The organism is Nocardioides sp., assembly GCF_964229035.1.
GTDB lineage: Bacteria > Actinomycetota > Actinomycetes > Propionibacteriales > Nocardioidaceae > Nocardioides.
Window position 1 is genome coordinate 1 of the sequence record NZ_CAXRAZ010000019.1, and the last position, 25,077, is coordinate 25,077.

Below are 25,077 nucleotides of genomic sequence, written 5' to 3' on the forward strand. Positions count from 1 at the left end.
GCAGGCCTCGCGCGCGCAGCGGCGCGCGGTGGCCCCCCACCTCATCGCCACCGCCGGGACGCGCGAAGCCCCCCGCCGGCAGGGGGCGGAGGTCTTCGCCGCGCTCGGAGACGTGAGCGCGTGAGGCGATGAGGGCCGGGCGCCCTCTCGCTGATCGGGGGTGGCCGACTCCGGTGGGAGTCAGGCCGCCATGTCGGGGTCGCCGAGGCGACGCAGCTTCTGCAGCGCCTCCCGCTCGAGCTGGCGCACCCGCTCGGCGGAGATGCCGTGCTTCACGCCGATGTCGGCCAGCTTGTGCTGGCGACCGTCGACGAGGCCGTAGCGCGAGCGGATGATGTCAGCGGCGCGCTCGTCGAGCTGGTCGACCAGGTTGTTGAGCCGGTCGCGCGACTCGACGTCGAGCACGGTGAGGTCGGGGCTGGGCGAGGTCTCCTGGGCCATCAGGTCGCCGAGGGAGGTGTCGCCGTCCTCGTCGACCGGGGTGTCGAGGCTGACGTGCTCGCGGCCCCACGAGATCAGGTCGAGCACGCGCTCGACCTCGAGGCCGAGCTCGGCGGCGATCTCCTCGGGCTCCGGGTCGCGGCCGAGCTGACGCTCCAGGGTGCGACGCGCGCCGCCGACCTGGTTCAGCTCCTCGACCACGTGCACGGGGAGACGGACCACGCGCGCCTGCTGGGCGATGCCGCGCGTGATGGCCTGGCGCACCCACCAGGTGGCGTAGGTGGAGAACTTGTAGCCCTTGGCGTAGTCGAACTTCTCGACCGCGCGGATGAGGCCGGTGTTGCCCTCCTGGATCAGGTCCAGCATGGGCATCTGGGCCCGGCCGTACTTGCGGGCGATCGAGACCACCAGGCGCAGGTTGGCGTTGATGAACTCGGTGGTGGCCCGCCGGCCCTCCTCCGCGATCCACTCCAGCTCGGCCTGGCTCGCCTGCTTGGGCGCGCCCCCCTTGCGACGACCGACGCGACCCTGGGCGAGCAGCTGCTCGGCGAAGAGGCCGGCCTCGATCGTCTTGGCCAGCTCGACCTCTCGGGCGGCGTCGAGCAGCGGGGTGCGGGCGATCTCGTCGAGGTAGAGACCGACGCTGTCGCGGCCCTCGATCTCGCGTCCGGCGCCACGTCGCGCACTCGTGGTGGGGTTCGTTGCTGCAGCCATCACAACCCTCCTCCTGGTGCGGATGGATCTCGGGGCATCCGCACTCATGTCGTTCAACACCTCGATGGCTGCCGGGCATTCCCGGCGCCGATGGTGTTGCTCTACCCGTAAAGACGTTCGTCACCGGGGTGGAGTTCGGATGGGTCCCGAAATTCAGTGAGTTCTCAACTACCTGCTCCCGGGACGGGTCCGGGAGCAGGTGGTCGAGGGTGGATCGGAGGACGATCGATCAAGGGGAGGAGCCGGCTCAGGCGAGCGGTTCCACGTCGGCGAGGCCGAGGCGGTCGAGGATCCAGGCGAGGGTGAAGGCGCGCTCCTCCCACGCCCGGTAGCGGCCCGAGACGCCACCGTGTCCGGCGGCCATCTCGGTGCGCAGCAGGACGTCGGCGTGCGGCGCCCGCTCGCGCAGCCGCGCCACCCACTTGGCGGGCTCGACGTAGAGCACCCGGGTGTCGTTGAGCGAGGTCTCGGCGAGGATCGGCGGGTAGGGCCGGTCGGCGACGTTGTCGTAGGGCGCGTAGGCGGCGATGCGGTCGTAGGCCTCGGGGTCGTCCGTGGGGTTGCCCCACTCGTCGTACTCGGTGACCGTGAGCGGGAGGGTCGGGTCGAGCATCGTGGTCAGCACGTCGACGAACGGCACGCCCGCCACGAATCCGCCGAACGACTCGGGTGCCTGGTTGGCGACGGCACCGATGAGCAGGCCGCCCGCGCTGCCGCCCTCGGCGACGATGCGCTCGGGCGTCGTCCAGCCGGCGTCGACGAGATGCCGCGCGGCGGCGACGAAGTCGTCGAAGGTGTGCTGCTTGTGCGCGAGCTTGCCGTCGTCGTACCAGTGGCGGCCCATCTCGCCGCCGCCGCGGATGTGGGCGATGGCGAAGGCGGCGCCGCGGTCGAGCAGTGAGAGCCGGCTCACGGCGAAGTAGGGGTCCATCGATGCCTCGTAGGCGCCGTAGCCGTACAGGTGCACCGGCACGGGAGCGCCGTCGACGCGCACGCCCTTGCGCACGACGAGCGAGATCGGCACCTGGGCACCGTCGGTGGACGGCGCCCAGAGCCGGTGCTCCTCGTAGTCGTCGGGGTCGTAGCCGCCGAGCACGGGCGCCTGCTTGCGCAGGTGGAGCTCGTCGGTGCGCAGGTCGAGGTCGTACACGGCGGACGGTCGCGCGAGGCTGGTCATGCCCACGCGCACGGTCGGCTGCTCCCAGGCCGGGTTGCCGCCGACACCGACGCTGGCCAGCTCGCCCGGGAAGTCGACGAAGCGGTCGTCGGCCACCGGCTCGTCGCCCGACGTGCCGAGGGTCAGCACGCGCACCCGGGTGCGGCCCTCGCTGCGCTGCTGGACGACGACGTGGTCGGCGAAGCCGTCGACGTCCTCGAGTCGCACCGCGGGGTCGTGGGGGAGCAGCGGACGCCAACCCTCGACGCCGGTGGGCTCCGCGGGCGCGATGCCGAGCTCGAACTCGGGACCGTGGGCGTTGTGCAGCACGAGGAAGTGGTCGACGCCGCCGATCACGACGTGCTCGAGGGAGTACTCGACCCCCTCGGTGCGCGCGGCGTAGAGCACCGGGCGCGCGTCCGGGTCGCGCGCATCGAGCAGGTGGTACTCGGAGGTCGTCTTCGACCCGGCCACCGCGACCACGTAGCGGCGCGAGCGGGTGCGGCCCACGCCCACGAAGAAGCGACCGTCGGGCTCGTGGAGGATCAGCTCGTCGTCGGCCTGCGCGGTGCCGAGGCGGTGGCGCCAGACCTTGTCGGGGCGCCACGCGTCGTCCACGGTGGAGTAGTAGAAGTGGTCGGGCGCGTCGCCCCACGTGACGCCGCCGAGCACGCCGGTGAGCTCGTCGTCGAGCAGCTCGCGGGTGTCGAGGTCGAGCACGCGCACCGTGTAGCGCTCGTCGCCCACAGTGTCGACGGCGTAGGCCAGCAGCCGGTCGTCGGGGCTGATCGACGAGCCGCCGAGGGAGAAGAAGTCGTGCCCCTCGGCGAGGGCGTCGAGGTCGAGCAGCACCTCCTCGCCGGGCAGGGCCGGCTCGTCGGGCCGGGCGTCGGCGGCCGGTCGCGGCGGCGTCCAGTCGTCGGGGTCGGCCACGGGCACCCGGCAGCTCGCGCCGTACTGGCGCCCCTCGAAGGAGCGGCCGTAGTACCAGTGGCCCCGCACGCGGGTCGGCACCGACAGGTCGGTCTCGAGCGTGCGGGACTTGATCTCGTCGACGATGCGCGCGCGCAGGCCGGCGAGGTGGGCGGTGCGGGCCGCGGTCCACTCGTTCTCGGCCTCGAGGTAGGCCGGCACGGCCGGGTCGTCCTTGGCGCGCAGCCAGTCGTAGTCGTCGGTGCGCTCGCGGCCGTGGTGCACGGTGGTGACCGGTCGTGGCTCGACGCGCGGAGGGCTCGCCGGGGCGGCGGCGGTCGGGTCGGGCGAGTCGGACGCGGCGGGCTGGACCTCGGACATGTCGCGAACGCTACTGCGGCTCGGCAACCTCGGGTGGTGGCGGGTTCCAGCGCTGCAGGGCGGGGTCGTCGGCGCGGAAGGAGCGCACCGGGCCGGGCGGGGTGTCGGCGGTCTCGAAGCGCACGGTCACAACCCCTCGGCCGGAGCCCCACACCCAGCCGCGGCCGTGCTCGTCGTGGACGACGTCGGCTCCCGGCGGCCAGGCCGCCCCCCGGCCGCGAGCACCGGCCTCGAGCTCCTCGGCGTCCGCCGGCGGGTCGCCGTCCTCGGGGCTCGACCCTGCGGGCTCGCTCGACCCTGCGGCGTCCGGCTCGGCGGGCGCGGCGGCCTCGGGCCCGGTGTCGCCCAGGAGGTCCAGCAGGTCGTCCTGGACCCAGTCGGCCAAGCCGGAGACGCCCACGCCGAGCAGGCGGATCCCGCCGGACGTGTCGAGCTCGCCGAGCAGGTGACGGGCCAGGCGCACGATCGTGGCCGGCTCCTCGGTGGGCGCCGGCAGGGTGGCCGACCGGCTCAGGGTGGTGAAGTCGTAGCGGCGCGCCTTGAGCGTCACCGTGCGACCCGACTGCCCCGCTCCGCGCAGTCGCCGCGCGACCTCACCGGCCTGGCGGACCACGATCGCCTCCATCTGGCGTCGGTCGGTGAGGTCGTGCTCGTAGGTGCTCTCCACGCTCACCGACTTCGACTCGCGGTCCGGCACCACCGGCCGGTCGTCCTCGGCACGGGCCAGGCGGTGCAGCCCCTCGCCGAGCGCGCGACCGACGAGCGTGACGATCTCGTCCACGGGCAGGGCCGCCAGGTCGGCGACGGTGTGGACGCCGCCGCGGCGCAGCCGCTCGGCGGTGGCCGGGCCGACACCTGGGATGACCGAGACCGACAGCGGGTGCAGCAGGCCGATCTCCTCGCCCGGCGCGATCACGACCAGGCCGTCGGGCTTGCGCAGGTCGCTGGCGATCTTCGCCAGGAACTTCGAACTGGCCAGCCCCACCGACGCGGTGAGCCCGCCGGTGACCTCCCGCACCCGCTCCCGCAGGCGCTCGGCCTCGTCGGTGACGGTGGCGATCTCGAGGTCGGGCAGGTCGGCGGCGGCGAGATCGACGAAGGCCTCGTCGAGGGAGAGCGGTTCGACCAGCGGCGAGCAGTCGCGGAGCACCGCCATCACCGCCGCGCTCGCGGCCCGGTAGGCCTCGAAGCGACCGGACAGGAAGGCCGCGTGCGGGCACCGCGAACGGGCCTCGCGCGTCGACATGGCCGACCGCACCCCGAAGACCCGCGCCTCGTAGGACGCCGTCGACACCACGCCCCGACCTCCCGTGCCCCCGACGATCACCGGCTTCCCGCGCAGCGACGGCTTGTCGCGCTGCTCGACGGCGGCGAAGAAGGCGTCGAGATCCAGGTGGAGGATCGAGGCCCGGTCGCGCACGCGGCCACGCTAGCCCGCTCCACCCCCCGCCATCGCGCACGAGGCGGCTGGCGGCAGCCGGGTGGCGGGCGTACCGAACGTCTCATCCGTCACCCGCGGGGGCGGTCGGCGTCCACAGGCGACTGGTCGCGGGGCGTCGTCCACAGGCGGGGGCGCGGGCGCGGCTCCTCGTCGGAGGAGCACCCCAGGGTCGGGGCATGACCTCGATCCCGCCGCGTCGTCCGGCCGCCCCCTTCCCCGCGTCCTCCTCCCTCTCGCCCTCCTCCTCGCCCCCGACCTCGCCCTCGACCTCGCCCGCCCGCCCGTCGGCGACCGTCCGGTCCGCTGCGAGCCCGCGGCCCGACGTGGTCGTCCGCGAGGCACGCGACCTGCTCGCCGTGGTGCCGGTGATGCTCGGCTTCTGGCCGCACGACTGCGTGGTGATGACCACCGTCGGTGCCGGGCGGCCGTTCCAGGCTCGGCTCGACCTCGTCGACGCCCTCGACCCGACCGGCAGGTTGCCCCGGTCCTACACCGAGCCGCTCGCCGACCGGCTCCTCGCCCCGGCGCTGCGCTACGGCACCACCGCGGTGGCGCTCGTCTACTACGGCGAGGACCCCGCGGTCGTGGGCGCCACCCACCGGCACCTGGTCGCCGACCTCGCGGCCGCCGGCATCGAGGTGAGTGCGGTCGTCGCCGTCCGGGGCGGCCGCTACCGCCACCTCGACGCCTCGGGCAGGGGTGTCGGACCCGACGGGCCCGCCGACGTCCGCGACCACCCCCTGGTGCTCCAGGCGGTGCTCGACGGACGGTTGAACCACGAGAGCCGCGAGCAGCTCGTGGCCTCGATCCAGCCCGACCCGGACGCGGTGGCCGGCATCGAGGCCGCGCTCTGCGCCGCCGGGCTCGATTGCGACCAGCTGCCGCGACTGCGCCTGGAGATGATCGTGGAGGGCACCTGGGTGGAGCGGTGCGTGGCGCGGTGCCTCGCCGATGGCGAGCCGCCGACCGAGCAGGAGGTCGCCCGCCTGCTGTGGGCCATCCAGGTGCCGCGGCTGCGCGACGCCGCGTGGGCGAGCATCGCGCGCGGCACTGCACGTCGTCATGTGGCCCTGTGGCGTGACGTCGTCCGGGCGGCCCCGGAGCGGCTGGTGGCGCCCGCCGCCACGCTGCTCGGCTGGGCGGCCTGGCAGGCGGGCGACGGCGCCCTGGCCTGGATCGCCCACGACCGGGCGATCGCGGCCGACCCCGACCACCGCCTCGCCGACCTGCTGGGTCGGCTCCTCGCCGGAGCGCTCGCCCCGGAGGAGTGGACAGGCGGGTTCGACTGGGCCGCCGGGCTCCGGTGAGTCGCCTCGCGGGCGCCGGCGAAGCGCGCGGCCGGCCGGGGTGCGTGTCCTAGTCTCGGCGCATGGGAGAGGACGTCGCGGCACAGGAGTTCACACCGGCCGACCGCACGCGCTATCGCGAGAAGGTGCGCCGCTGTCTCGACGTGCTCGAGCGGATGCTCGCCGAGTCGTCCTTCGACACCGACGACCCGTGGACCGGTGTCGAGGTCGAGCTCAACCTCGTCGACGCGGGCGGCGACCCCGCGCTGCGCAACGACGAGGTGCTCGAGGCGATCGACGACCCGGGCTTCCAGACCGAGCTCGGCCGGTTCAACATCGAGCTCAATCTGCCGCCCGGCCCGCTGGCCGACGGCGGCCTCATCGCCTGCGAGCAGAGCCTGCGCGAGAGCCTCAACGCCGCCGAGGAGCGGGCCTCCGCGGTGGGCGCGCACCAGGTGATGATCGGCATCCTGCCCACGCTCACCGAGTCGCACCTCACGGCCGAGGCGATCAGTGAGAATCCGCGCTACCACCTGCTGAGCGACCAGATCCTGGCGGCGCGGGGCGAGGACCTGTCGATCGACATCCGCGGGCCCGAGCGCCTGCGCACCGTGGTCGACTCGATCGTCCCCGAGGCGGCCTGCACCAGCACGCAGTTCCACGTCCAGGTGAGCCCGGAGCGCTTCGCCTCCTACTGGAACGCCTCGCAGGCGGTGGCCGGCGTGCAGCTGGCGGTCGCGGCGAACTCGCCCTACCTGCTCGGACGACGGCTCTGGGCCGAGACGCGCATCCCACTCTTCGAGCAGGCCACCGACACCCGCAGCGAGGAGCTCATCACCCAGGGCGTGCGGCCCCGCGTCTGGTTCGGCGAACGCTGGATCACCTCGGTGTTCGACCTCTTCGAGGAGAACGTGCGCTACTTCCCAGCGCTGCTCCCGGTGCTCGACGAAGAGGATCCGCTCACGGTGCTCGAAGCCGGTGGCACGCCGAACCTGCCCGAGCTGCGCCTTCACAACGGCACCATCTACCGCTGGAACCGGCCGGTCTACGACGTCAGCGGAGGCCTGCCCCACCTGCGGGTCGAGAACCGCCTCCTGGCGGCCGGGCCGAGCGTCGTCGACACCGTCGCGAACGCAGCCTTCTACTTCGGCCTGGTGCGCGCCCTGGCCGAGGCCGACCGACCCCTGTGGTCGCAGATGTCGTTCAGCGCGGCCGAGGAGAACCTCCACCTGGCCGCGCGCGACGGGATCGACGCCGAGATCTACTGGCCAGGTCTGGGCCGGGTGCGCGCCACCGAGCTCATCGTGCGCCGCCTGCTGCCCCTCGCCTACGAGGGCCTGGCCGCCTGGGGGGTCGGCCACGACGAGGCCCACCGCTACCTGCACCTCATCGAGCAGCGGTGCCTGCGCGGCGTCAACGGCTCGTCGTGGTTCGTCGAGCAGATGCGCGAGCGCGAGGACGACGACCGGCTCGACGCGCTGCGCGCGGTGCTCAACGTCTACCGCGAGCACATGGCGGAGAACCGTCCCGTCCACACCTGGTGAGGGCCGGGCGACCCCTGTCGCCGGTGACGCCTCGGCCAGTCAGCGGGCCGGGCGCCCGTCGGTGGCCCCCGGTCCGCTCGACGGCGACACCCGGCGCAGCGGGCGACTCCAGGAGCAGCCCACCCCGGAGCGCGGGTCGTGCCAGCTGCGGGCGGTGACCACGACCAGGTCGAGACGCACACCCAGCTCGCCGCTCGCCTGAGCCACCGCGGCCGACCAGGCGAGGTCCTCGCCCGGATCGGCCTGCGCGGAGCGCGCCCACCACACGAGGGGCACGCGACCCGCGGCGAGATCGTCGCGTGCCATGGCCTCGACGATCTCCGTGCGCAGGGCGGCGTCGAGCACCTGCTCGCCCGGTCGGAACGCGCGCACGTCGCGGCGCCCGGGGACGCCGACGTGGATCCCCGTGGACGAGCGCCCCTCGCGCTCCCCGGCGGCCCGGGCGCGCACCAGCTCGCGCAGGACCTTGACCATCAGGCGCGGGGGAGGGTCGGGGAGTCCGGTGTGGGCAGCCATCACCCGTCGAGGGTGCCCCATCTCGGCCGCCGCGCGATCCGCCCTCCACAGGCCCCGTCCCGACCTGCCCGATGAACCAGCCACCTCCGCCGGGTCAGCCGACCGCAGCGGGCTGCGGGCCCGCCGGGCACCGTAGATTGCGGCCATGCCCGACCCGCTGATCACCGTCGAGGAGCTCCGCACGCTCCTGCCGCTCGTCGCCCGCGGCGAGGTGAGCCTGCTCGACGTCCGCTACCGGCTGGGTGGCCCCGCGGGCCGCGAGGAGTTCGTCGCCGGTCACGTGCCGGGCGCGGTCTACGTCGACCTCGACACCGACCTGGCCTCCTCACCAGGCGCCGGTGGACGCCACCCCCTGCCGTCGTCCGCGGACTTCGAGGCGGCGATGCGCCGCGTGGGTGTGGGCGCCGCGAGGCCCGTCGTGGTCTACGACGACTGGTCCGCCCACGCCGCCGCCCGCTGCTGGTGGCTGCTGCGCCACCACGGTGTGGACGACGTCCGCGTGCTCGACGGCGGATGGGCGGCGTGGCGCGCGGCCGGCGCACCCGTCGACACCGGCGAGCGGGGCCTCGCCGGTGCGGAACAGCCGGGCGACGTCGTCCTCGTGCCGGGAGCGACGGCGGTGGTCGACGCCGAGCAGGTCGCGCAGGTCGCGCAGTTGGGGGTGCTGCTCGACGCGCGGGCGCCCGAGCGCTTCCGCGGCGAGATCGAGCCGATCGATCCGGTCGCCGGGCACATCCCCGGCGCCCGCAACGCTCCGAGCAGCGCCAACCTCGCGGATGACGGCCGGTTCCTGCCGCCCGAGATCCTGCGGGAGCGCTACGCGGCGCTGGGCGCCGCGGATCCCGACACGACCACGGCGGTGTACTGCGGGTCGGGCGTCACGGCAGCCCACGACGTGCTGGCGATGGAGGTCGCGGGGCTCAGCGCGGCTCTCTATCCCGGCAGCTGGAGCGAGTGGGTGGGCGACCCCTCGCGGCCGGTGGCGCGCGGCGAGGGATGAGGCTCCCCGCGCGCGCCACTCACGTCGTCACCAGTGGACGCCGCGGAACAGCTGCGCGAGCAGCATCTGCTCGGTTTCGCGCCGGTTGTTCGGCGTCTCCTCGGCCGCGGCGGTTGCGCGGGAGGTGGGCTGCTGGCCCTTGGCCGCGGCGGAGTCCGGGAACACCTGGTAGGCCAGGTTGAGCACCCGGAAGGCCGCCCGCGGGGCGATGGTGTGGGCCAGCGCCCCCGCGGTGCCGAGCGTCGTGTTGATCTCGTGCGGGCGCTCGACCATGGCCCGCACGACGATGTCGGCCGCTTGGGCCGGCGAGATGGTGGGGAACTTGTCGTAGATCTTGGTGGGAGCGATCATCGGCGTCCGCACGAGCGGCATGTGCACGTTGGTGAAGGTGATGCCGTGTCCGACCACCTCGGACGACACCACGTTGCTCCACGCGTCGAGCGCGGCCTTCGAGGCGACGTAGGCCGAGAACCTGGGCGGGTTGGTCTGTACCCCGATCGAGGAGATGTTGACGATGTGGCCCGAGCGCTGGCTGTGCAGCTGGGGCATCAGGCCCATGACGAGGCGGATCGCCCCGAAGTAGTTGAGCTGCATGGTGCGCTCGAAGTCGTGGAAGCGATCCTGCGAGAGCTTCAGCGAGCGTCGGATCGACCGCCCGGCGTTGTTGATCACGTAGTCGACGCTGGGCAGCTCGGTGCTCAGCTGCTCGCACAGCCGGTCGATCGCGGTGAGGTCGGACAGGTCGCACGCGAACACGTGGGCCTGCCCACCGCGGGCCTCGATGTCGGCCTTGGTCTCCTCGAGCTTCTCCTTGCCGCGGGCCACGAGCACCGGGATCCCGCCGGCCTGGGCGACCTTGTGGGCCACGACCTTGCCGATGCCGGACGACGCGCCGGTGATGACGACGTGCTTGCCCCGCAGCGCCGCGACCGCACGGGGATCGCGACCGGTGCTGTCGTCCAGTGACTCCTCCCAGTACGACCAGAGCACCCGGGCGTAGGTCTCGAGCGGCGGCACACCGATGCCCGAGCCCGCGAGCGCGCGCTCGGTGGCGCGGGAGTCGAACACGGAGGTGAACGAGCTGTGGGCCAGGGCCTCGGCGGGCAGCCCGAGGCGGCCGACGGTCTGGTCGAGCACCGCCTGGCCCGCGCCCGAGCGGATCACGGCGTTCATCACGTTGAGCGGGCGGAGCCGGCGGGGGATGAGCGCGAGCGGACCGGCGGTGGTCAGACCGCGATCGATCGGCGTGGCGAAGCGAGGGGCGCCCGCGGCCGCGCAGAAGGCGTTCATCACCTCCACCACGGGCTGCGGCTCGGGGTTGACGAGGTGGAAGGCCTCGCCGTCGCGGCCCGGCACGTGCATGAGGTGGTCCATCGCGGAGGCCACGTAGTCGACCGGTACGAGGTTGGTGTCGCCAAGGTCGACCCCCATCAGCGGCAGCCAGCCCGGCAGGGTGTCGCGCAGCCGCTTGATGAGGCCGAAGAGGTAGTAGGGCCCGTCGACCTTGTCCATCGCGCCGGTCTGCGAGTGGCCCACGACGATCGCGGGGCGGTAGACCCGCCAGGGCACCGAGCTCTCGCGCACCATCCGCTCGGACTCGAACTTGGTGCGGTGGTAGGGCGAGGGCAGCGGCTGGCCGACGTCGAACATCGACTCGTCGAAGCGCCCCGGGTGATCGCCGGCTGCGGCCACCGACGACACCTGGTGGAAGACGCCGACCCCGAGCCGCGAGGCGAGCTCGAGCGCGTGCCGGGTGCCGTCGATGTTCATCGCGTCGTTGGTGGCGTCGTCGGCGGTGATGTCGTAGATGGCTGCGAGGTGGCAGAAGTGGTCGATGTGCCCGGCGTGCTCGGCGATCCAGGCCTCGTCGACGCCGAGGTCGGGCTGGGTGAGGTCGCCGACCACGGGGACCACGCGGTCGCTGCCCCAACTGCGGATCAGGGCCTCCATGCGCGGCAGCGACGACCTGCGCACCAGCACGTGGACCTCGCCGTCACGGTGGTCGAGCAGCTCGCCGACGAGGTGGCGTCCGATGAAGCCTGTGGCGCCGGTCACGAAGTAGGACATGGCGGCAGGCTACGCCCTCGGCGACCCGTGCGGGCACGGTTGCGTCCGGCGATCCGGGACGTCGTCCCGGGGTGGCCCGGGATGGCTGGGCGCGGCTCGGTGCGGCTCGGTGCGGTCTCAGCCGCGCGAGTCGTCGGCGGGCCCGCCGAACATGATCTCGTCCCAGGAGGGCACCGAGGCGCGGCCGCGCTTCTTCTGCACCGGACGGCGCGGGGGCGCGTCGTCCTCGACCTCGGGCTCGCGCCGGGGCTCGGAGGAGTCGGCAGCGCCGCCGGCGGCCGGGGAGGTCGCGGCGTCGGAGGATCCGGAGGATGCGGGGGTTCCGGCGGGTCCGAGCGGGAGCTCGTCGTCCACGGGGGAGACGCGCGTGGTGCGGGGCGCAGCCGGCGCGCTGGGGCCGGGCTCGTCGCCGCCCAGCGGCAGCTCCTCGGGGGCCACGGCGAGTCGCCGTTCGCGGACCTGGCGGAGGTCGTCGCGGGCGGGCTCGGCTGCGGTCGGGGTCTCCGGCAGCACGTCGCCGACCAGCCAGCGGGCGTCGTCGTCGTCGAGGAGCACGTAGTTGCCGGGTGCGTCGTAGGTGAAGTGCGCGGTGCCGCTGCGCTCGCCGGTGAAGGTGGCGGTGAGGATCCAGCGACCGGTCTCGCGCCGGTAGGCGTCCCAGACGACGCTCGCCGGGTCGACCTCGCGACCGCGCAGGTGGGCGGCGACGGCGTCACCGAGGACGCGGGCGGAGGAGGCCCCCGCGCTCTCGCCGGGAGCCCGGCGCACCGAGGCCCGCTGGGCGCGCTCAGCCACGTGCTCGCGCTCGGCCAGCACCGGACCCACGTAGGCCATGATCGCCTCGACCGTGGTGCCGGCGGCGGCCGCGACGGTCTCGGCCGACTCGCCGGCGCGGATCCGCGTCTGGATCTCGCGGGGCCGCATGCTGCTGGTCATCGTGGTCTCCACCTTCTGCGACAGGTCGGTGGCCGCGGCGCGGCCGGGTGCGGAGGCGCCGAGCACCTCGCGCAGTGCGTCGGTGACGGGCAGCGCGTACTCGCGCCCCTCGGCGTCGGTGAGCATCACCCGCTGCCGGTCGCGGCTGAGGCCCACGAGGTGCAGCGTGCCGGGGCCGAGATCGCTCTCGGGCGACGCGGGCGTCGAGGACGACGGGCCGCTGGGCGCGGAGCGGTCGGCGACGGCGTCGTCCGCGGGCGTGCTCTGCTCGAGCCGCTGCGCGTGGTCGCCCATGTCACCTCATCCTCGCTGCCGACGTGCGCCGTCGGCGGACCCGACGGTGGCTAGGAGCCTACGCCGCCCGCAGCCGCGCTCGCCGCACGCCGCTCCGGCGTGTGGCGATGTGTCGACATTCGCCCGCCGGTCGCTCACCCCGTCCGGCGTCGCTCACGGCGCGGGTGTGCGTCCGCGCACGTAGAACCAGCGGCCATCCTGGCGGCGGAACCGGCTGCGCTCGTGCAGCACGTCGGCGCGACCGGCGTGCACGTGGTGGGCGCGGAACTCAACGACGCCTCGGACGTCGTCGGCGGTGCCCGCCTCGGTGGCGAGGACCTCGAGCCCGGTCCAGCGCACGTCGGCGTCGAGGTCGAGGCGTGCGGGGCGCGTCGTGGGGTGCCAGGTCGCGAGCAGGTGGGCGGTGTCGTCCAGTGCGAACGCGGTGTAGCGCGAGCGCATCAGCGCCTCGGCGGTCGGGGCCGTCCGCTCGGCGTCGAGGTAGGGGCCGCAGCAGGCGCCGAAGCCGCGGCCGCTCCCGCACGGGCACGTGGACGACGCCCGCGGACGTCGCGGTGCCGCCGGCCGCTCGGCGCTCGGCTCGCTCGGCAGGCCCGGCATCAGGCGCCCAGCACGCGCTCGAGGTAGCGGTTGGCGAAGACCCGGTCGGGATCGAGCCGGTCGCGCAGGCGCGTGAACTCCTCGAAGCGCGGATAGAGGGGGGCGAGGTCGTCGGCCTCCAGCGAGTGGAGCTTGCCCCAGTGCGGGCGGCCGCCGTGCGCCCGCAGGATCGGCTCGACGAGTGCGAAGTAGGCGCGGTGGTCGGCGTCGCGGTGGGTGTGGAAGGCCAGGTAGAGCGAGTCGCGCCCGTGCGCGGTGGCCAGCGCCGCTGCCTCGCCCGGAGCCACGCGCACCTCGACGGGGAAGGAGACGCGCAGGCCGGAGGCGTCCAGCGCGCGGCGGGCCTCCCGCAGCGCGTCGAGCCCGACCTCGCGCGGCAGCGCGTACTCCATCTCGCGGAAGACCACACGGCGCTGGGCGGTGAAGACCCGGTGGGCGACATCGGTGTACTCCCGCGCGCTGAGCAGCCGCGAGGCCAGCCGGTTCGCGGCCGGGATCGCGAAGGGTGCGCGGTTGAGGAGGGCGGTCTGCGCGCCGAAGACCGTGTTGGCGAGGAACTCGTCGTCCAGTCGGGCGCGCCACGCGGGCAGCGGGTCGGCGACCGCCGGATCGGTGCCCATCCGCGAGTTGCCCTTGGTGAGCAGGCGATCGGTGTGGGGGAACCAGTAGACGTCGAGGTGGTCGTGGGCGGCGGCGAGGTCGTCGAAGGCGGCCAGCCCGTCGGCCCAGCCCATCGGCCGCTCCTCGGCGCGCAGCAGGAAGAGCGGCTCGACCGAGAAGGTGACGGTGGTGATCACGCCGAGTGCCCCCAGCCCGACGCGCACGAGGTCGAGCAGGTCGTCGTCGGGATCCCCGGTGCCTCCGCGGGCGCCGGCCTCCGAGCGGGCGTCGAGCCCGACGCGCAGGATCTCGCCGGTGCCGGTCACGAGCTCGAGTCCGGCCAGCTGGCCCGCCAGACCGGCCACGAGCCCACCGGCGCCGTGGGTGCCCGTGGAGATCGCGCCCGCGAGGGTCTGCTCGGCGATGTCGCCCATGTTGTGCAGGCTCAGGCCGAGGCGCTCGAGCGCCAGGTTGAGATCGGCCAGCCGGGTGCCCGCCGCCGCGGTGACCAGCAGCCGCTCGCGGTCGACCGCGAGCACGCCCTGCATCCGGGCGGGCCGCAGGTGCACCTGCTCGGGGGTCGCGATGCCCGTGAAGCTGTGCCCGGTGCCGGCCGCCTTGACCCGACGGCCCCGCTCCCGTGCCTCGAGGACGACGGCCGCCACCTCGCCTGCATCGGCGGGATGCACGACCTCGAGACCGTCGGCGGACTCCAGCCCCGACCAGTTACGCCAGCTGCCGGTCGCCGGCGCGCTCGCCCCCGCCTGCGCCGGTGGGCGGGTGCTTCGAGCCGGGGTCTGCGTCATGCCCGCCGAGCGTAGTCGCCCGCGGACGGGTCCGGGTGGCGAGCGCGGCCAGGAGGGCCAGGGCGGCGCCGGTGGCGCAGGCCAGGTAGGCCGCGGACGCGCCGCGGCTGTCGATGACGATCCCGGCCAGCGCCGCGCCCGGGGCCACACCCGCGGCGATCCCGGTCTGCACGAACGCCATGCCCTCGGTCAGCCGGGCCGGCGGCAGCTCCTGCTCGGCCAGCGAGAAGGTGGCGATCATGGTGGGCGAGATCGCGAAGCCGCCGATCAGCAGCACCACCGCCATCACGGGGATCGAGGGCACGAGGGCGAGGGGAAGGGTGGCCGCCACCATGCCGAGCGCGCCCCAGCGCAGCCGTACCAGGGGGCTGCTGCGCCACGCGACCGCGCCGCTGATGACGCCCGCGAGCAGGCTGCCGAGCGCCCACACACCGAGGAGCGGCCCGGCCGCGGCCCGGCTGCCCTGCTCCTCGGCGAACGCCACGGTGACGACCTCGGCGGCACCGAAGAGCAGGCCGAGGGCGGCCGAGACCACCGTGAGCGGCGCGATGGTGATCCACGGCATGGCGTCGCGTCGTCCTCGGGTGCGGGGGCCGGCGTGCGCCGGCGGCTCGGTGGCGCGCTGGGCGGCGAAGGCGAACGTGCCGCCCACCCCCACGACGATCGCAGCGACGAGACCGGCGGCCGGGTGCACGGCCGTGGCGAGCAGGGTGACGGTGATGGGGCCGATGAGGTAGACCGCCTCGTCGGCCACCGCCTCCACGGAGAAGGCCGTGTGCAGCCGATCGGGATCGTCGGCCAGCACGTGCGACCACCGCGCACGCACGCAGGTGCCGACCGACGGCAGGGCGGCGCCGGCGACGGCGGCCAGCACGTAGGTGAGCGGGTGCGGCCAGCCCTCCTGCAGCGAGGCCACGGTCAGGGCGAGGGCGACGCCCCACACGCTGATGACCACGCCGAGCACGCGGGCCTGGCCGAGGCGGTCGAGCAGGCGGCCCTGCACGATCGCGAACGCCGCGTTGGCCAGCACCGCCACGGCCGAGACCGACCCGGCGAAGCCGTAGGACCCGGTGGCGTCCTCGGCCAGGAGCACCAGCCCCAGGCCCACCATCGAGATCGGCAGCCGCGCGATGAGCCCGGCGACGCTGAAGGACGCCGTGGCGGGGGTGAGGATGCGGCGGTAGGCGTCGAGCATGGCTCCTTCATCCTCGCTCCTACCATGGTGGCGTGCCGAATCCCGCTGCTCGATCCGCGAGCCCCTACGACGCCCTGCTGCTGCTCTCCTTCGGCGGCCCCGAGAAGCCCGAGGACGTCGTGCCGTTCCTCGAGAACGTCACCCGCGGTCGCGGCATCCCGCGCGAGCGCCTCGAGCAGGTGGGCGAGCACTACTACCTCTTCGGCGGCAAGTCGCCCATCAACGACCAGAACAAGGCGCTGATCGCGGCGCTCGAGGCGGACTTCGCCGAGCACGGTCTGGACCTGCCGATCTACTGGGGCAACCGCAACTGGGAGCCCTACCTCACCGACACCCTCGAGCAGATCGCCCGCGACGGCCACCAGCGGGTGCTCACCCTCGTCACCTCGGCCTACTCGTCGTGGTCCGGCTGTCGCCAGTACCGCGAGAACCTCGCCGAGTCGCTCGCCGCGCTGCCGGACGACGTCACGCCGCCGCAGATCGACAAGATCCGCGCCTACTACAACCACCCCGGATTCGTGGAGGCCAACGCCCGCGGCATCGTGGCTGCGCTCGACGACCTGCCGGCCGAGGTGCGCGGGGCCGCCCGCCTGGTGTTCGTGACCCACTCGATCCCGACCCAGATGAACGCCGACAGCGGCCCGGTCGGCGGCGTCTACGAGGCCCAGCACCTCGACGTGGCGCAGGTCGTGTCCGACCGGGTCCGCGAGATCACGGGCGTCGAGCGCCCCCACGAGCTCGTCTACTGCTCGCGCTCCGGTGCCCCGCACATCCCGTGGCTCGAGCCCGACGTGAACGACCGCCTCGAGGAGCTCGCCGCCGAGCAGGCCGCGGCCGTCGTCCTCATCCCGGTGGGCTTCGTGTCCGACCACATGGAGGTCGTCTACGACCTCGACACCGAGGCGCTCGCCACCGCCGAGAAGCTGGGCCTGCCCGCACGCCGGGCCCTGTCGGCGGGCACGGACCCCGACTTCGTCACCGCGCTGCGCGAGCTGGTGCTCGAGCGCGCCGCCATCGAGCGGGGCGAGGACGTCGAGCGGCCGGCGCTGGGCGTGCGCGGGCCCTCGCACAACGTCTGTCCGGCCACCTGCTGCCTGGGCGACCTCGGCGGCCGCCCGCCCAAGCCCACGGCGGCCGGCGAGCCCGTCGGCGCGGCGTGAGCAGCGGCGGGCCGGTCGGCTCCGCCGGTCAGGGCGCCGCCTCGGACGCCGATCTGGTCGGTGAGCTCGCCCGGCTCGCGCACTCGGTGGCCCTCGAGGCGGCCGAGGAGGTGCGGCGCCACGCCGCCGGCACGATCTCGGTGGCCGCCACCAAGACCAGCGACATCGACGTCGTCACCGCCGCCGACCGGGCCACCGAGGAACTCATCCGCCGCCTCCTGCTCGACGCGCGACCGCACGACGCCGTGCTGGGCGAGGAGGGCGACGACGTCGCCGGCACCTCGGGCGTGCGCTGGGTGGTCGACCCCATCGACGGCACGGTGAACTTCCTCTACGGCATCCCGGAGTACGCCGTCTCGATCGCCGCCGAGCTCGACGGCGAGGTCGTCGCTGGCGTCGTCGTGGACGTTGCCAAGCGCCTCACCTACGCCGGTCGGGTGCGGGCGGCGTCCGGCACCCCCGGCGCGGAGGGGCCGGTCGACGGCGAGGTGACGTGCGAGGGCCGGCCGCTCGCCGTCCGCGGGCCGGCGCCGCTGGCGCACCGTCTGGTCGCCACGGGCTTCAACTACACCCGGGAGGTTCGGGCGGTCCAGGCGGCCGCCGCGGCGCGACTGCTGCCGGAGGTCCGCGACCTGCGGCGCACCGGCTCCTGCGCGCTCGACCTCTGCCGCGTGGCCGCAGGCTCGCTCGACGGCTACGTCGAGGAGGGCGTGCACCGCTGGGACCACGCCGCCGCGGGCCTGATCGCCCGCCTGGCGGGAGCCCGCGTGGTCGTCACCCGCGGCGCGGTCGGCACGGAGGCGGTGGTGGCTGGACCCGACGACGGATTCCACGAGCTGTGGCAGGCTGTGCGCACCGCCGGTTTCCTGCAGGCCTGATCCGCCCGCCGCGTCCGTCCGACGCCGTGTGAAGCCATCGGGCCCGGGTACCGGCGGCGATGGTTCCGTCTCCTCGGGAAGTCGGGAATACCGGGTCCGGGCCCGGCGTTGGGCGGTCTCGCGCCGACCCGGCTGTCGCTCTGCGACACCGATGGTGCACAATCTGCTGCCGCGCCGCTCCCACGATGTCGTGGGCCCGGCAGCTCGAGGGGAGAGGGGACAGGTATGGCGACCGACTACGACGCGCCGCGCAAGAACGAGGACGAGCAGTCCGAGGAGAGCATCGAGGAGCTCAAGGCTCGCCGTCACGACAAGAACTCGGGCAAGGTCGACGAGGACGAGACCGAGGCCGCCGAGGCCTTCGAGCTCCCGGGTGCGGATCTCTCGCACGAGGAGCTCGCCGTCGAGGTGAAGCCCAAGCAGGACGACGAGTTCACCTGCATGAGCTGCTTCCTGGTGCACCACCGCAGCCAGCTGGCCGACGCCTCGGCCATGATCTGCCGCGACTGCATCTGATCCGGCCTCGGCCGACCCGGCCCGGCCGGGCGCCCGCGCACGGCATCAGCGCCGCCCCTCCCCTCGGGAGGGGCGGCGCTGTCGTCGTCTCAGGGGCTGTCAGGCGTCCTTGCGCAGCGGCGGGGGCAGCTGGCCGGTGGAGCGCACGTAGTAGCTGGCGGCGCGGCGCTGGGCGAGCATCTTCGCCAAGGCCACCAGGGTGCCGCTGGCGGCCGCCCACGCCACGGCCTCCCACAGCTCCACGTCGGGGTCGGCCGGGTTCGTGGGGGGCTGCTTGCCCGTGGCCGCCTTCCACCCGCCGTCGAGAACGCGCTTGGCCACGGCCGAGGCGCCGAGCGCCGCGACCACGGAGAAGACGGACCACACCTTGGAGCTGTCCTGTGCCATGCGGGCGAGCCTAGACCCTCGGGTGGAGGCTCAGGGTTCACGACCCGGTGGTCTGCCCTGTCGTCTGCGAGGTGGCCGTGTCCCGGCTCGGCCCGGCCCGTGTCGGCCCGTGTCGGACTCAGTGGTCGGCGGCGTCGGGGGAGCCGTGCCGGGCCCGCGCCTCGTTGAGCGCGCCGGCCAGCGCCCGCGGGTGCCGTGAGCTCACCAGCCAGTAGGGCACCGGGTCGTCGGGGTCGGTGATCGGCACGCGCACGCTGCGGCGCAGGTAGGGACGCAGGAGCAGGTAGGCCCGCACGTCGGCGTCACGGCCCGCCACCCGGTTGCTCTGCTCGGCGTCGAGCGCCTCGGCCTCGCCGAGGTGGCGGACCTCGATCCGGGCGTGTCCGGCGACGAACCACCCGTCGTGGACGACGACCGGCGCGCCACCGTAGGAGCGCAGGAACGCGGCCAGCAGCAGCAGGAGCGCGGCGGTGATCACCCAGGGCAGAAGCGGCGCCTTCTCCGCCAGCGCCACGACCATGGCCAGCCAGAACGTGGCGATGAGCATCGTGCCCTGGGCCCACCACCGCAGCGGCACGCGCAGGCGCTCGCGGTACTCCGCCTGACTCCGTGCGCTCACCCCTCCATGATCCCACCCCGCCACAGCCTGCGCCGCCGGGGTGCGTGCGGCGCTGGTCACGGCGTTGCGGGCGGGGCCGGGTGGGGCCGGGTGGGCCCGGGTGGGGCCGGGTGGGCGGTGAGGCGGACTAGGGTCGGCACCGTGCCCGACGACCTGGAGATCGCCGTGCAGCGACTCGACCCCGAGCTCCCGCTGCCGACCTACGCCCATCCCGGCGACGCCGGCGCCGATCTGCTGACCACCGTCGACGTCGAGCTGGCGCCGGGGGAGCGGGCCCTGGTGCCCACCGGCATCGCGATCGCGCTGCCGGAGGGGTTCGTCGCGCTGGTCCACCCCCGCTCGGGTCTCGCCGCCCGCCACGGCCTGTCGATCGTGAACACCCCCGGCACGGTCGACGCCGGCTACATTTCCGGACCCCCTTGGCAGGCCCGATGACACTGATGACAGTCAGAGTGATCAGCTCAAGGACCTGCGCTCGAGCTTGACCAGCTCGAGGAGGTGCCAACGCGGCAGCCGGTCTGTGGGGTGGGATCCCCCGATCGTCCACCAGCGACCTGCCGCTGCACTAGGCTGACGCGGCCCCTCCCCGTCGCGTGAAAGTGGTCGTAGATGCTCTCGGACGCCGAGATCCTCCTGGGTCTGGGCCGCCACCTCTCGGCCTACGAGGTGTCGCCGTCCCACGCTGCTCTGGACTCCTTGCAGTTCGCCGGCCAGGTCTACGAGCTGGCCTGGCGTCTGCGAAACTCCCAGGTCTCGAGTCGCAATCGGATCGAGGCCATCGCGATCGAGGCCCGCATCGGTACACGGCAGCTTCACCGTGACGTTTTGCCGACGATGGAGCAACTGGGCTGGGTCGAGTGCCGACGCGACGCGGATAACCGCCTGGTCAGCGTTGAAGCGTTGGTTCCCCCGAACGAGGTCCTCATCGACGACGCGTCACGACTTCTGGACATCCTCTTGGTCACGTCTGCGCAGCGTGCAGCACTCGAGCTCATCCGCGCTACGAGCCGTCAGCCCCTGCCTGTAGACGCCGCGATCGAGACCGCGGCCGAATGGGGGGAGGAGGCTGCGACCGCCGCCCTGGGGCATCTGGAGGCGGTCAACTTGGTGCGCCGCATCGAGCACGAGGTCGACCGGCCTGTCGTCTTCAATCCCAACATCTGGACGAACGATCAGCAGGCGGCCACCGCCGCGCTTCGGGCACAGGACGCTCGCGCAAGCACAGAGGTCGGTGCCCTTCTCGAGGAGATCGCCGTCTCGCCGGGCATTCCTGAGAAGCATGTGACCGCCACCGACCAGCGGTGGATCGACTTCGCTGTCTCCCAAGGGCTGGTTGAGAGGTCGATTGTGCAGACCTCGGACGGGTCCGAGGAGGGCTTCTTGTTCAGCCCCCATCTGAAGCGGGACGCCTTCGGCACGTCGCTCACCGACCCTTCCGGCCACGTGCGGCAGTTGGTCGGCAGCATGATCTACGCCTCGACTTTCGCCTCATGGAAGCTCCGCAGCCCGGGCGGGTTCTTGTACACCCTCATCCGCGACGGCGAGGCAGGCAACGTTTCTAACATCGGGACCGACTACCCGATGCTGGAGACCGCCGGCACGATCCAGGTCGTCCCCGCTGGCTCGCGGACGTTCCGCATGATCCTGCTTCAGTCCGACATTGCCGAGTCCGCCCTGTCGATCATCGACTCCCGCGGGTCCACGAGCCGGGGTGATGCCGGCAGCCTGCAAAACCTCGGTGACCAGCGGAGTTACACCCACGTCGAGCGTGAACGCGCCAAGATGGCGTCGGTTGCAGATACCAGCGACCGCGAGGCTGCCCGCCTGATCGCTGCTCTCCGGGACGTTACCTCAGGAGGCGCGTTCGGTGTCTGACGATGAGCTCCCTTTGGATGGCGCCCAGCCAAAGGTCCCCACGCCGGCCAGAGTGGTGCCCGCCCCTGGGCGCGCCGTCGAGCCCGAATACGTTTCCACTCACGAGCAGTCCGCTGAGGAGGAGTCGGCGCCGGAAAGCGCCGCCGCCCGTGCCACAGGTTTGACGGGAGGTCCAGCCGGTGCAGGCGAGGCTGAAAGGGACCACCGCTCACCCGAGGCAGCCTCCGCCCGAGGCTCGGCCAAGCGGCTAGCTGCCCCAGCGTCCAACACCCGTGCGTCTTCACGAAGCAGAGGCCGCAAACGCTCTGACGGCCCGAGCTCAGTAACGGCCGAGGGAGGGGGCGCGGAGCGTCCCGCCGACCCGGGGGCGGACTTGGAGCGGCGGGTCGGTCGCACCGAGTTCAACGACGGCGCGCTGGTTCGCTTGCGTGTACCCATCCGTGTTGACGCGGATTCCGGGCGGGACGTCCTCACCGACATCGACGTGCTTGCGGTGGATGTCGACGGGCGATTGCGAATCTCGCGCTCCATTCTCGAGTGCAAGAGTGGCAAGGGCCAGGCCGGCGAGCCGGACAGGCTCCTATGGCTGGCTGGGCTGCAGCGGTTCCTTGGATTCGGGCGGGCCGTCCTCGTCCGCCAGACAGTGTCGCGTCGAGGGCGAAACCTGGCCCGGGCACTCGACTTGCGAACTCTCGACGTGGCCACGCTCAGCGGTCGAGAGACGGCGCATGCCTGGATGCCCGAGAAGTTCGGGCATGTGGATGGCGCCGAGTGCATGGCTGCAGAGCAGCGCACCGACACTCAACTCAAAGGTCTGGGGCACATTCCGCCTGATTTGATCGCCTTCCTCCGATTCGACGCGCTGCGGGCAGAGCCGCACCGGATCCTGCGCGCGGTAGCGTCGTTGGGCCGTGCGGTCGATGGCGGTGGCGTGCTGCCTAACCCGACCCGGGTGGTGCTAGCCGGTCATGCCCTCATCGCACTGATCGCCGCGGCGCTCACAGATGCCGGCAAGCTTGACGAGATGACGGCCGCCGACCTGCTCGAGCGGACGAGACGAGCACTCGTCACAGGCAACCCGGACGATGAGCAGGTGCTGTCGATCTTAGGCCGGGCGGACGAACTGGTCGGGTACTCCCTGAACCGTGTGCACGAGGCCTATCAGGAAGCCGGTGCTAAGCGGTTGCAGATCGACTTTCCTTCGCTCAAAGCAACAGTCGCAAGCCCGCCGGGATGGACGACCAGGTACATCGACTTGGTGGAGAAGTTGCGAGCGAACCCGGCAGTCGGACGGCAGATGCTCCAGACCGCCGAGCTTGCGGTGTTCGAGGGTCTGGTCGGTGGGCAAGCTCACCAGGCGGCGGCATTCGACCACTTGTTTACCGAAGAGCACCGGTACCTGCTCAACGTTGCCCGACGGTGCCTCGAGGACGTAGCTGGCACGGCGGTCGCGGAGGCTTTGACTCCCGCACTTGACCTCAACTTCTCCAGGGGCCGAGCGGTCCGCGGCGACCGCGACGTCGCGCCGAGCGAAGCCGACCCGTCGGAAATGTGAAGCGTGGGCCCCTGCGCCTCACGCAGCCGCACTGGAGGACGGACGGATGGCCAAGTCAACGCGACATCAGCACATCGTGCCCCGGGCCTACTTGCGCGGATTCGCCGATGCCGGCAACCAAGTCGTGGTGTGGCGTCGCGGTCAGCAATCGGAGCAGCGGCTGCACATCTCGAATGTCGCGGTCCGCAAGGACTTCTACAACTTCTCAATGCCCAGCGGCGCCAAGTCTGATGCACTCGAATCATGGCTCGGCCAGGCCATTGAGTCGCCCGCGGCCCCGCTGTTGAAGGCGCTCCGGACCACCACCGGACCGCTGGACGTAGCCACTTCCGACAGCACCGTCCTTGCCAGGTTCGTTGCTGCGCAACTACTCCGCACTCCGACCGTGGCTGGGCATATGCGCGATATCGACGACCACCTTCGGCCGTTGTTGCACACCCTCGAAATCCTCAGGGCCGCGGGTTTGAGCGCAGCGGATCTCACCGCCGCCGAGATGGCGGAATGGCAGGCCGCCGGTTCACGGATGGCGCAGGCCCATACTGCGGCGGGTGGCGAAAACTCGCGGCTGCGGACGATCATGCGAACCTTCGACGGATTCGCCACAGCGTTGGGCGGCCGCAGATGGAGTGTGCTTGCAACAAGCGACCACCTGCTGATCACAGGCGACGCGCCTGTGGTGACCCTGAGCCCGTTCGAGACCGGCTGGAGGGGATTGCTGCCACCCGGCGCTCCAGTCCTGATGCCGATCACGCCGTCACGACTGCTCGTCGGCGAAGAGCACCCTCTGAGCAAAGAGCACATCCTCCGACCCGAGTTCGCCTTCGCTGTGAACAGGCAGATCGCGGTGAACGCCGACGATGCCATTATCAAGGCACCGGGGACTGACTGGCCGACCTACCTGAGTCTCGCACCGGCACGGCCGAGACTTCCATCCCCGAAGATAACGATGAACCCGTCGGCCGGAGTACCGCAGCAGATCACCTACCCCGCCATCAGCGACCCAGCCGTCAGCGATCTACTGCAGCAGCTCGACGCTGATGCCGAGTAGTTGGCAGCGGAGCCTAGGAACGGCGGACCCTGTCGCGTGCCGGGTTCAGTAGAGGCTCTGGCGTGTCCCGGGTTCTGTGGAGGGGGCTGGCTGGATTCTGGTGCCTGTCGTCAGGAGGCAGCAGTGGGAAGACGTGGCTATCCGCCGGAGTTTCGTCGCAAGGTTCTCGACCTTCTCGAGGAGGGTCGCAGCGTTGCGCAGGTCGCGCACGATCTCGACATCAGCCAGGAGTCCATCTACACCTGGCGGCGTCAAGACCGCATCGACCGGGGCCTGGTCGCTGGCCTGACCAGTGCGGAGAAGGCCGAGCTCACCGCGGCCCGCAAACAGATCAGCGACCTCGAGGCCGAGCTCAAGGCCACCCGCAGGGCGGTGGAGTTGTTGAAGCAGAGCGCAGACCCAAAAGCCGCTACGCCGCGGCGGAGGTGATCATCGCCGAGGGCACACTCGTGCAGTTGGCCTGCCGCGTCGTCGGGATCTCCGAATCGGGCTGGTACGCCCGACTACAGCGACCACCTTCACAGCGCTCGATCCGCCACGCGCTGCTGACCGACCTCATCAGCCAGATCCACCGCGAGTCCCGCGGCATCTACGGCGGCCGACGTGTACATGCCGAGCTGACGCTCGGACGCGGAGTCGAGGTCGGGCACGGACAGGTCGAGCTCCTGATGCGCCGCGCCGGCCTGCAGGGCATCAGCGGCAGGCCACGGTGGAAGCGGACGAAACCCGACAACGTCGCCTCCGACCTGGTCAAGCGCGACTTCACCCGCACGGGCCCGAACCAGCTATGGGTCACTGATATCACCGAGCACCCCACCCGCGAGGGCAAGGTCTACTGCTGTGTCGTGCTCGATACCTACTCGCGTCGTGTCGTCGGCTGGGCGATCGACAGCTCCCCGACCGCCGCTCTGGCCACCAACGCCCTCGGCATGGCCATCGACACCCGCCTCGACACCCGGCTGAACAAGGGTCAGCAGGCGACCACGACGATCCACTCCGACCAGGGTGTCCAGGGCGAAATCAACCGGTCGTCGCAACACCTGCTTGTTGGAGTGAGAGTAGGTGCTCGTTCATCGCCTCGGCCGGCGTCTTCCAGTCGAGGGTTTTTCGAGGTCTGCTGTTAAGCGCGTGGGCGACGGCTTCGAGGTCA

Annotated in this window: 21 protein-coding genes and 3 pseudogenes; 12 read left to right on the forward strand and 12 right to left on the reverse strand. The window is 72.5% G+C overall.

The genetic code is table 11. From position 1 onward, the window contains the following. Positions 1 to 180 precede the first annotated feature (180 nt). The 3 genes from ACERUN_RS06685 to ACERUN_RS06695 form a co-directional block, all read right to left on the reverse strand. A complete protein-coding gene (locus ACERUN_RS06685) occupies positions 181 to 1,155 on the reverse strand; it encodes an RNA polymerase sigma factor RpoD/SigA (RefSeq protein WP_370289061.1) in 975 nt (324 codons plus the stop codon). 247 nt (positions 1,156 to 1,402) lie between these two features. Beyond that, positions 1,403 to 3,604, reverse strand: coding sequence for a S9 family peptidase (locus ACERUN_RS06690; protein WP_370289063.1), 2,202 nt, complete (start codon positions 3,602 to 3,604; stop codon positions 1,403 to 1,405). 10 nt (positions 3,605 to 3,614) lie between these two features. Continuing rightward, the gene (locus ACERUN_RS06695; protein WP_370289064.1) at positions 3,615 to 5,024 is read right to left on the reverse strand and encodes a DNA polymerase IV; all 1,410 of its coding nucleotides are present in this window, start codon (positions 5,022 to 5,024) and stop codon (positions 3,615 to 3,617) included. A gap of 197 nt (positions 5,025 to 5,221) precedes the next feature. Here ACERUN_RS06695 and ACERUN_RS06700 point away from each other — a divergent pair, with 197 nt between their 5' ends. Both ACERUN_RS06700 and ACERUN_RS06705 read left to right on the forward strand, forming a co-directional pair. Continuing rightward, a complete protein-coding gene (locus tag ACERUN_RS06700) occupies positions 5,222 to 6,352 on the forward strand; it encodes a DUF4192 domain-containing protein (RefSeq protein WP_370289065.1) in 1,131 nt (376 codons plus the stop codon). Between the two features lie 62 nt (positions 6,353 to 6,414). Beyond that, the gene (locus ACERUN_RS06705) at positions 6,415 to 7,875 is read left to right on the forward strand and encodes a glutamate-cysteine ligase family protein (RefSeq protein WP_370289066.1); all 1,461 of its coding nucleotides are present in this window, start codon (positions 6,415 to 6,417) and stop codon (positions 7,873 to 7,875) included. Between the two features lie 39 nt (positions 7,876 to 7,914). Here the strand turns inward: ACERUN_RS06705 and ACERUN_RS06710 are convergent, their stop codons facing one another. After that, a complete protein-coding gene (locus ACERUN_RS06710) occupies positions 7,915 to 8,391 on the reverse strand; it encodes a hypothetical protein (protein WP_370289067.1) in 477 nt (158 codons plus the stop codon). A 145-nt stretch (positions 8,392 to 8,536) separates the two neighbouring features. On the opposite strand from ACERUN_RS06710, the gene ACERUN_RS06715 reads away from it, so the two are divergent. Beyond that, the gene (locus tag ACERUN_RS06715) at positions 8,537 to 9,391 is read left to right on the forward strand and encodes a sulfurtransferase (RefSeq protein WP_370289068.1); all 855 of its coding nucleotides are present in this window, start codon (positions 8,537 to 8,539) and stop codon (positions 9,389 to 9,391) included. A gap of 27 nt (positions 9,392 to 9,418) precedes the next feature. Here ACERUN_RS06715 and ACERUN_RS06720 read toward each other — a convergent pair whose 3' ends face one another. The 5 genes from ACERUN_RS06720 to ACERUN_RS06740 form a co-directional block, all read right to left on the reverse strand. After that, a complete protein-coding gene (locus ACERUN_RS06720; RefSeq protein ID WP_370289069.1) occupies positions 9,419 to 11,458 on the reverse strand; it encodes an SDR family oxidoreductase in 2,040 nt (679 codons plus the stop codon). Between the two features lie 117 nt (positions 11,459 to 11,575). After that, positions 11,576 to 12,688, reverse strand: a complete 1,113-nt coding sequence (sepH, locus tag ACERUN_RS06725) for a septation protein SepH (RefSeq protein WP_370289070.1) — start codon at positions 12,686 to 12,688, stop codon at positions 11,576 to 11,578. Between the two features lie 153 nt (positions 12,689 to 12,841). After that, entirely contained in the window at positions 12,842 to 13,288 is a 447-nt protein-coding gene (locus ACERUN_RS06730) for a YchJ family protein (RefSeq protein WP_370289071.1), read from the reverse strand. Beyond that, positions 13,288 to 14,694 (reverse strand): D-arabinono-1,4-lactone oxidase, encoded by a 1,407-nt coding sequence (locus ACERUN_RS06735; RefSeq protein ID WP_370289072.1) that lies wholly within the window; start codon positions 14,692 to 14,694, stop codon positions 13,288 to 13,290. Before ACERUN_RS06735 ends, ACERUN_RS06730 begins: the two co-directional genes overlap by 1 nt. After that, on the reverse strand, positions 14,615 to 15,889 hold the full coding sequence (locus tag ACERUN_RS06740; protein WP_370289073.1) for an MFS transporter: 1,275 nt from the start codon (positions 15,887 to 15,889) through the stop codon (positions 14,615 to 14,617). The genes ACERUN_RS06735 and ACERUN_RS06740 overlap by 80 nt, the downstream gene beginning before the upstream one ends. A gap of 32 nt (positions 15,890 to 15,921) precedes the next feature. Here ACERUN_RS06740 and ACERUN_RS06745 point away from each other — a divergent pair, with 32 nt between their 5' ends. From ACERUN_RS06745 to ACERUN_RS06755, 3 genes are all read left to right on the forward strand, one after another. After that, the gene (locus ACERUN_RS06745) at positions 15,922 to 17,049 is read left to right on the forward strand and encodes a ferrochelatase (RefSeq protein WP_370289074.1); all 1,128 of its coding nucleotides are present in this window, start codon (positions 15,922 to 15,924) and stop codon (positions 17,047 to 17,049) included. Beyond that, on the forward strand, positions 17,046 to 17,927 hold the full coding sequence (locus ACERUN_RS06750) for an inositol monophosphatase (protein WP_370289075.1): 882 nt from the start codon (positions 17,046 to 17,048) through the stop codon (positions 17,925 to 17,927). The genes ACERUN_RS06745 and ACERUN_RS06750 overlap by 4 nt, the downstream gene beginning before the upstream one ends. A 225-nt stretch (positions 17,928 to 18,152) precedes the next feature. Beyond that, a complete protein-coding gene (locus tag ACERUN_RS06755; protein ID WP_370289076.1) occupies positions 18,153 to 18,443 on the forward strand; it encodes a DUF4193 domain-containing protein in 291 nt (96 codons plus the stop codon). 99 nt (positions 18,444 to 18,542) lie between these two features. Here ACERUN_RS06755 and ACERUN_RS06760 read toward each other — a convergent pair whose 3' ends face one another. Both ACERUN_RS06760 and ACERUN_RS06765 read right to left on the reverse strand, forming a co-directional pair. Then, positions 18,543 to 18,830, reverse strand: coding sequence for a DUF4235 domain-containing protein (locus ACERUN_RS06760; RefSeq protein WP_370289077.1), 288 nt, complete (start codon positions 18,828 to 18,830; stop codon positions 18,543 to 18,545). A gap of 118 nt (positions 18,831 to 18,948) precedes the next feature. Further along, the gene (locus ACERUN_RS06765; protein WP_370289078.1) at positions 18,949 to 19,449 is read right to left on the reverse strand and encodes a DUF3093 domain-containing protein; all 501 of its coding nucleotides are present in this window, start codon (positions 19,447 to 19,449) and stop codon (positions 18,949 to 18,951) included. 141 nt (positions 19,450 to 19,590) lie between these two features. Between ACERUN_RS06765 and dut the strand changes: the two are divergent. From dut to ACERUN_RS06795, 6 genes and pseudogenes are all read left to right on the forward strand, one after another. Continuing rightward, positions 19,591 to 19,854 (forward strand): annotated as a pseudogene (dut, locus tag ACERUN_RS06770) (dUTP diphosphatase); the annotation flags it as partial. Between the two features lie 204 nt (positions 19,855 to 20,058). After that, the gene (locus tag ACERUN_RS06775; RefSeq protein ID WP_370289079.1) at positions 20,059 to 21,324 is read left to right on the forward strand and encodes a hypothetical protein; all 1,266 of its coding nucleotides are present in this window, start codon (positions 20,059 to 20,061) and stop codon (positions 21,322 to 21,324) included. Between the two features lie 373 nt (positions 21,325 to 21,697). Continuing rightward, positions 21,698 to 22,879, forward strand: coding sequence for a hypothetical protein (locus ACERUN_RS06780; RefSeq protein WP_370289080.1), 1,182 nt, complete (start codon positions 21,698 to 21,700; stop codon positions 22,877 to 22,879). A 46-nt stretch (positions 22,880 to 22,925) separates the two neighbouring features. Next, positions 22,926 to 23,927 carry a DUF4238 domain-containing protein gene (locus ACERUN_RS06785; RefSeq protein ID WP_370289081.1) on the forward strand — a complete coding sequence of 334 codons (1,002 nt, stop codon included), beginning with the start codon at positions 22,926 to 22,928 and terminating at the stop codon, positions 23,925 to 23,927. 123 nt (positions 23,928 to 24,050) lie between these two features. After that, positions 24,051 to 24,356 carry a transposase gene (locus ACERUN_RS06790; RefSeq protein WP_370289083.1) on the forward strand — a complete coding sequence of 102 codons (306 nt, stop codon included), beginning with the start codon at positions 24,051 to 24,053 and terminating at the stop codon, positions 24,354 to 24,356. 20 nt (positions 24,357 to 24,376) lie between these two features. Continuing rightward, positions 24,377 to 24,928, forward strand: a pseudogene (locus ACERUN_RS06795) (IS3 family transposase); the annotation flags it as partial. 19 nt (positions 24,929 to 24,947) lie between these two features. Here the strand turns inward: ACERUN_RS06795 and ACERUN_RS06800 are convergent. Then, positions 24,948 to 25,077: pseudogene (locus ACERUN_RS06800) on the reverse strand (IS30 family transposase); the annotation flags it as partial.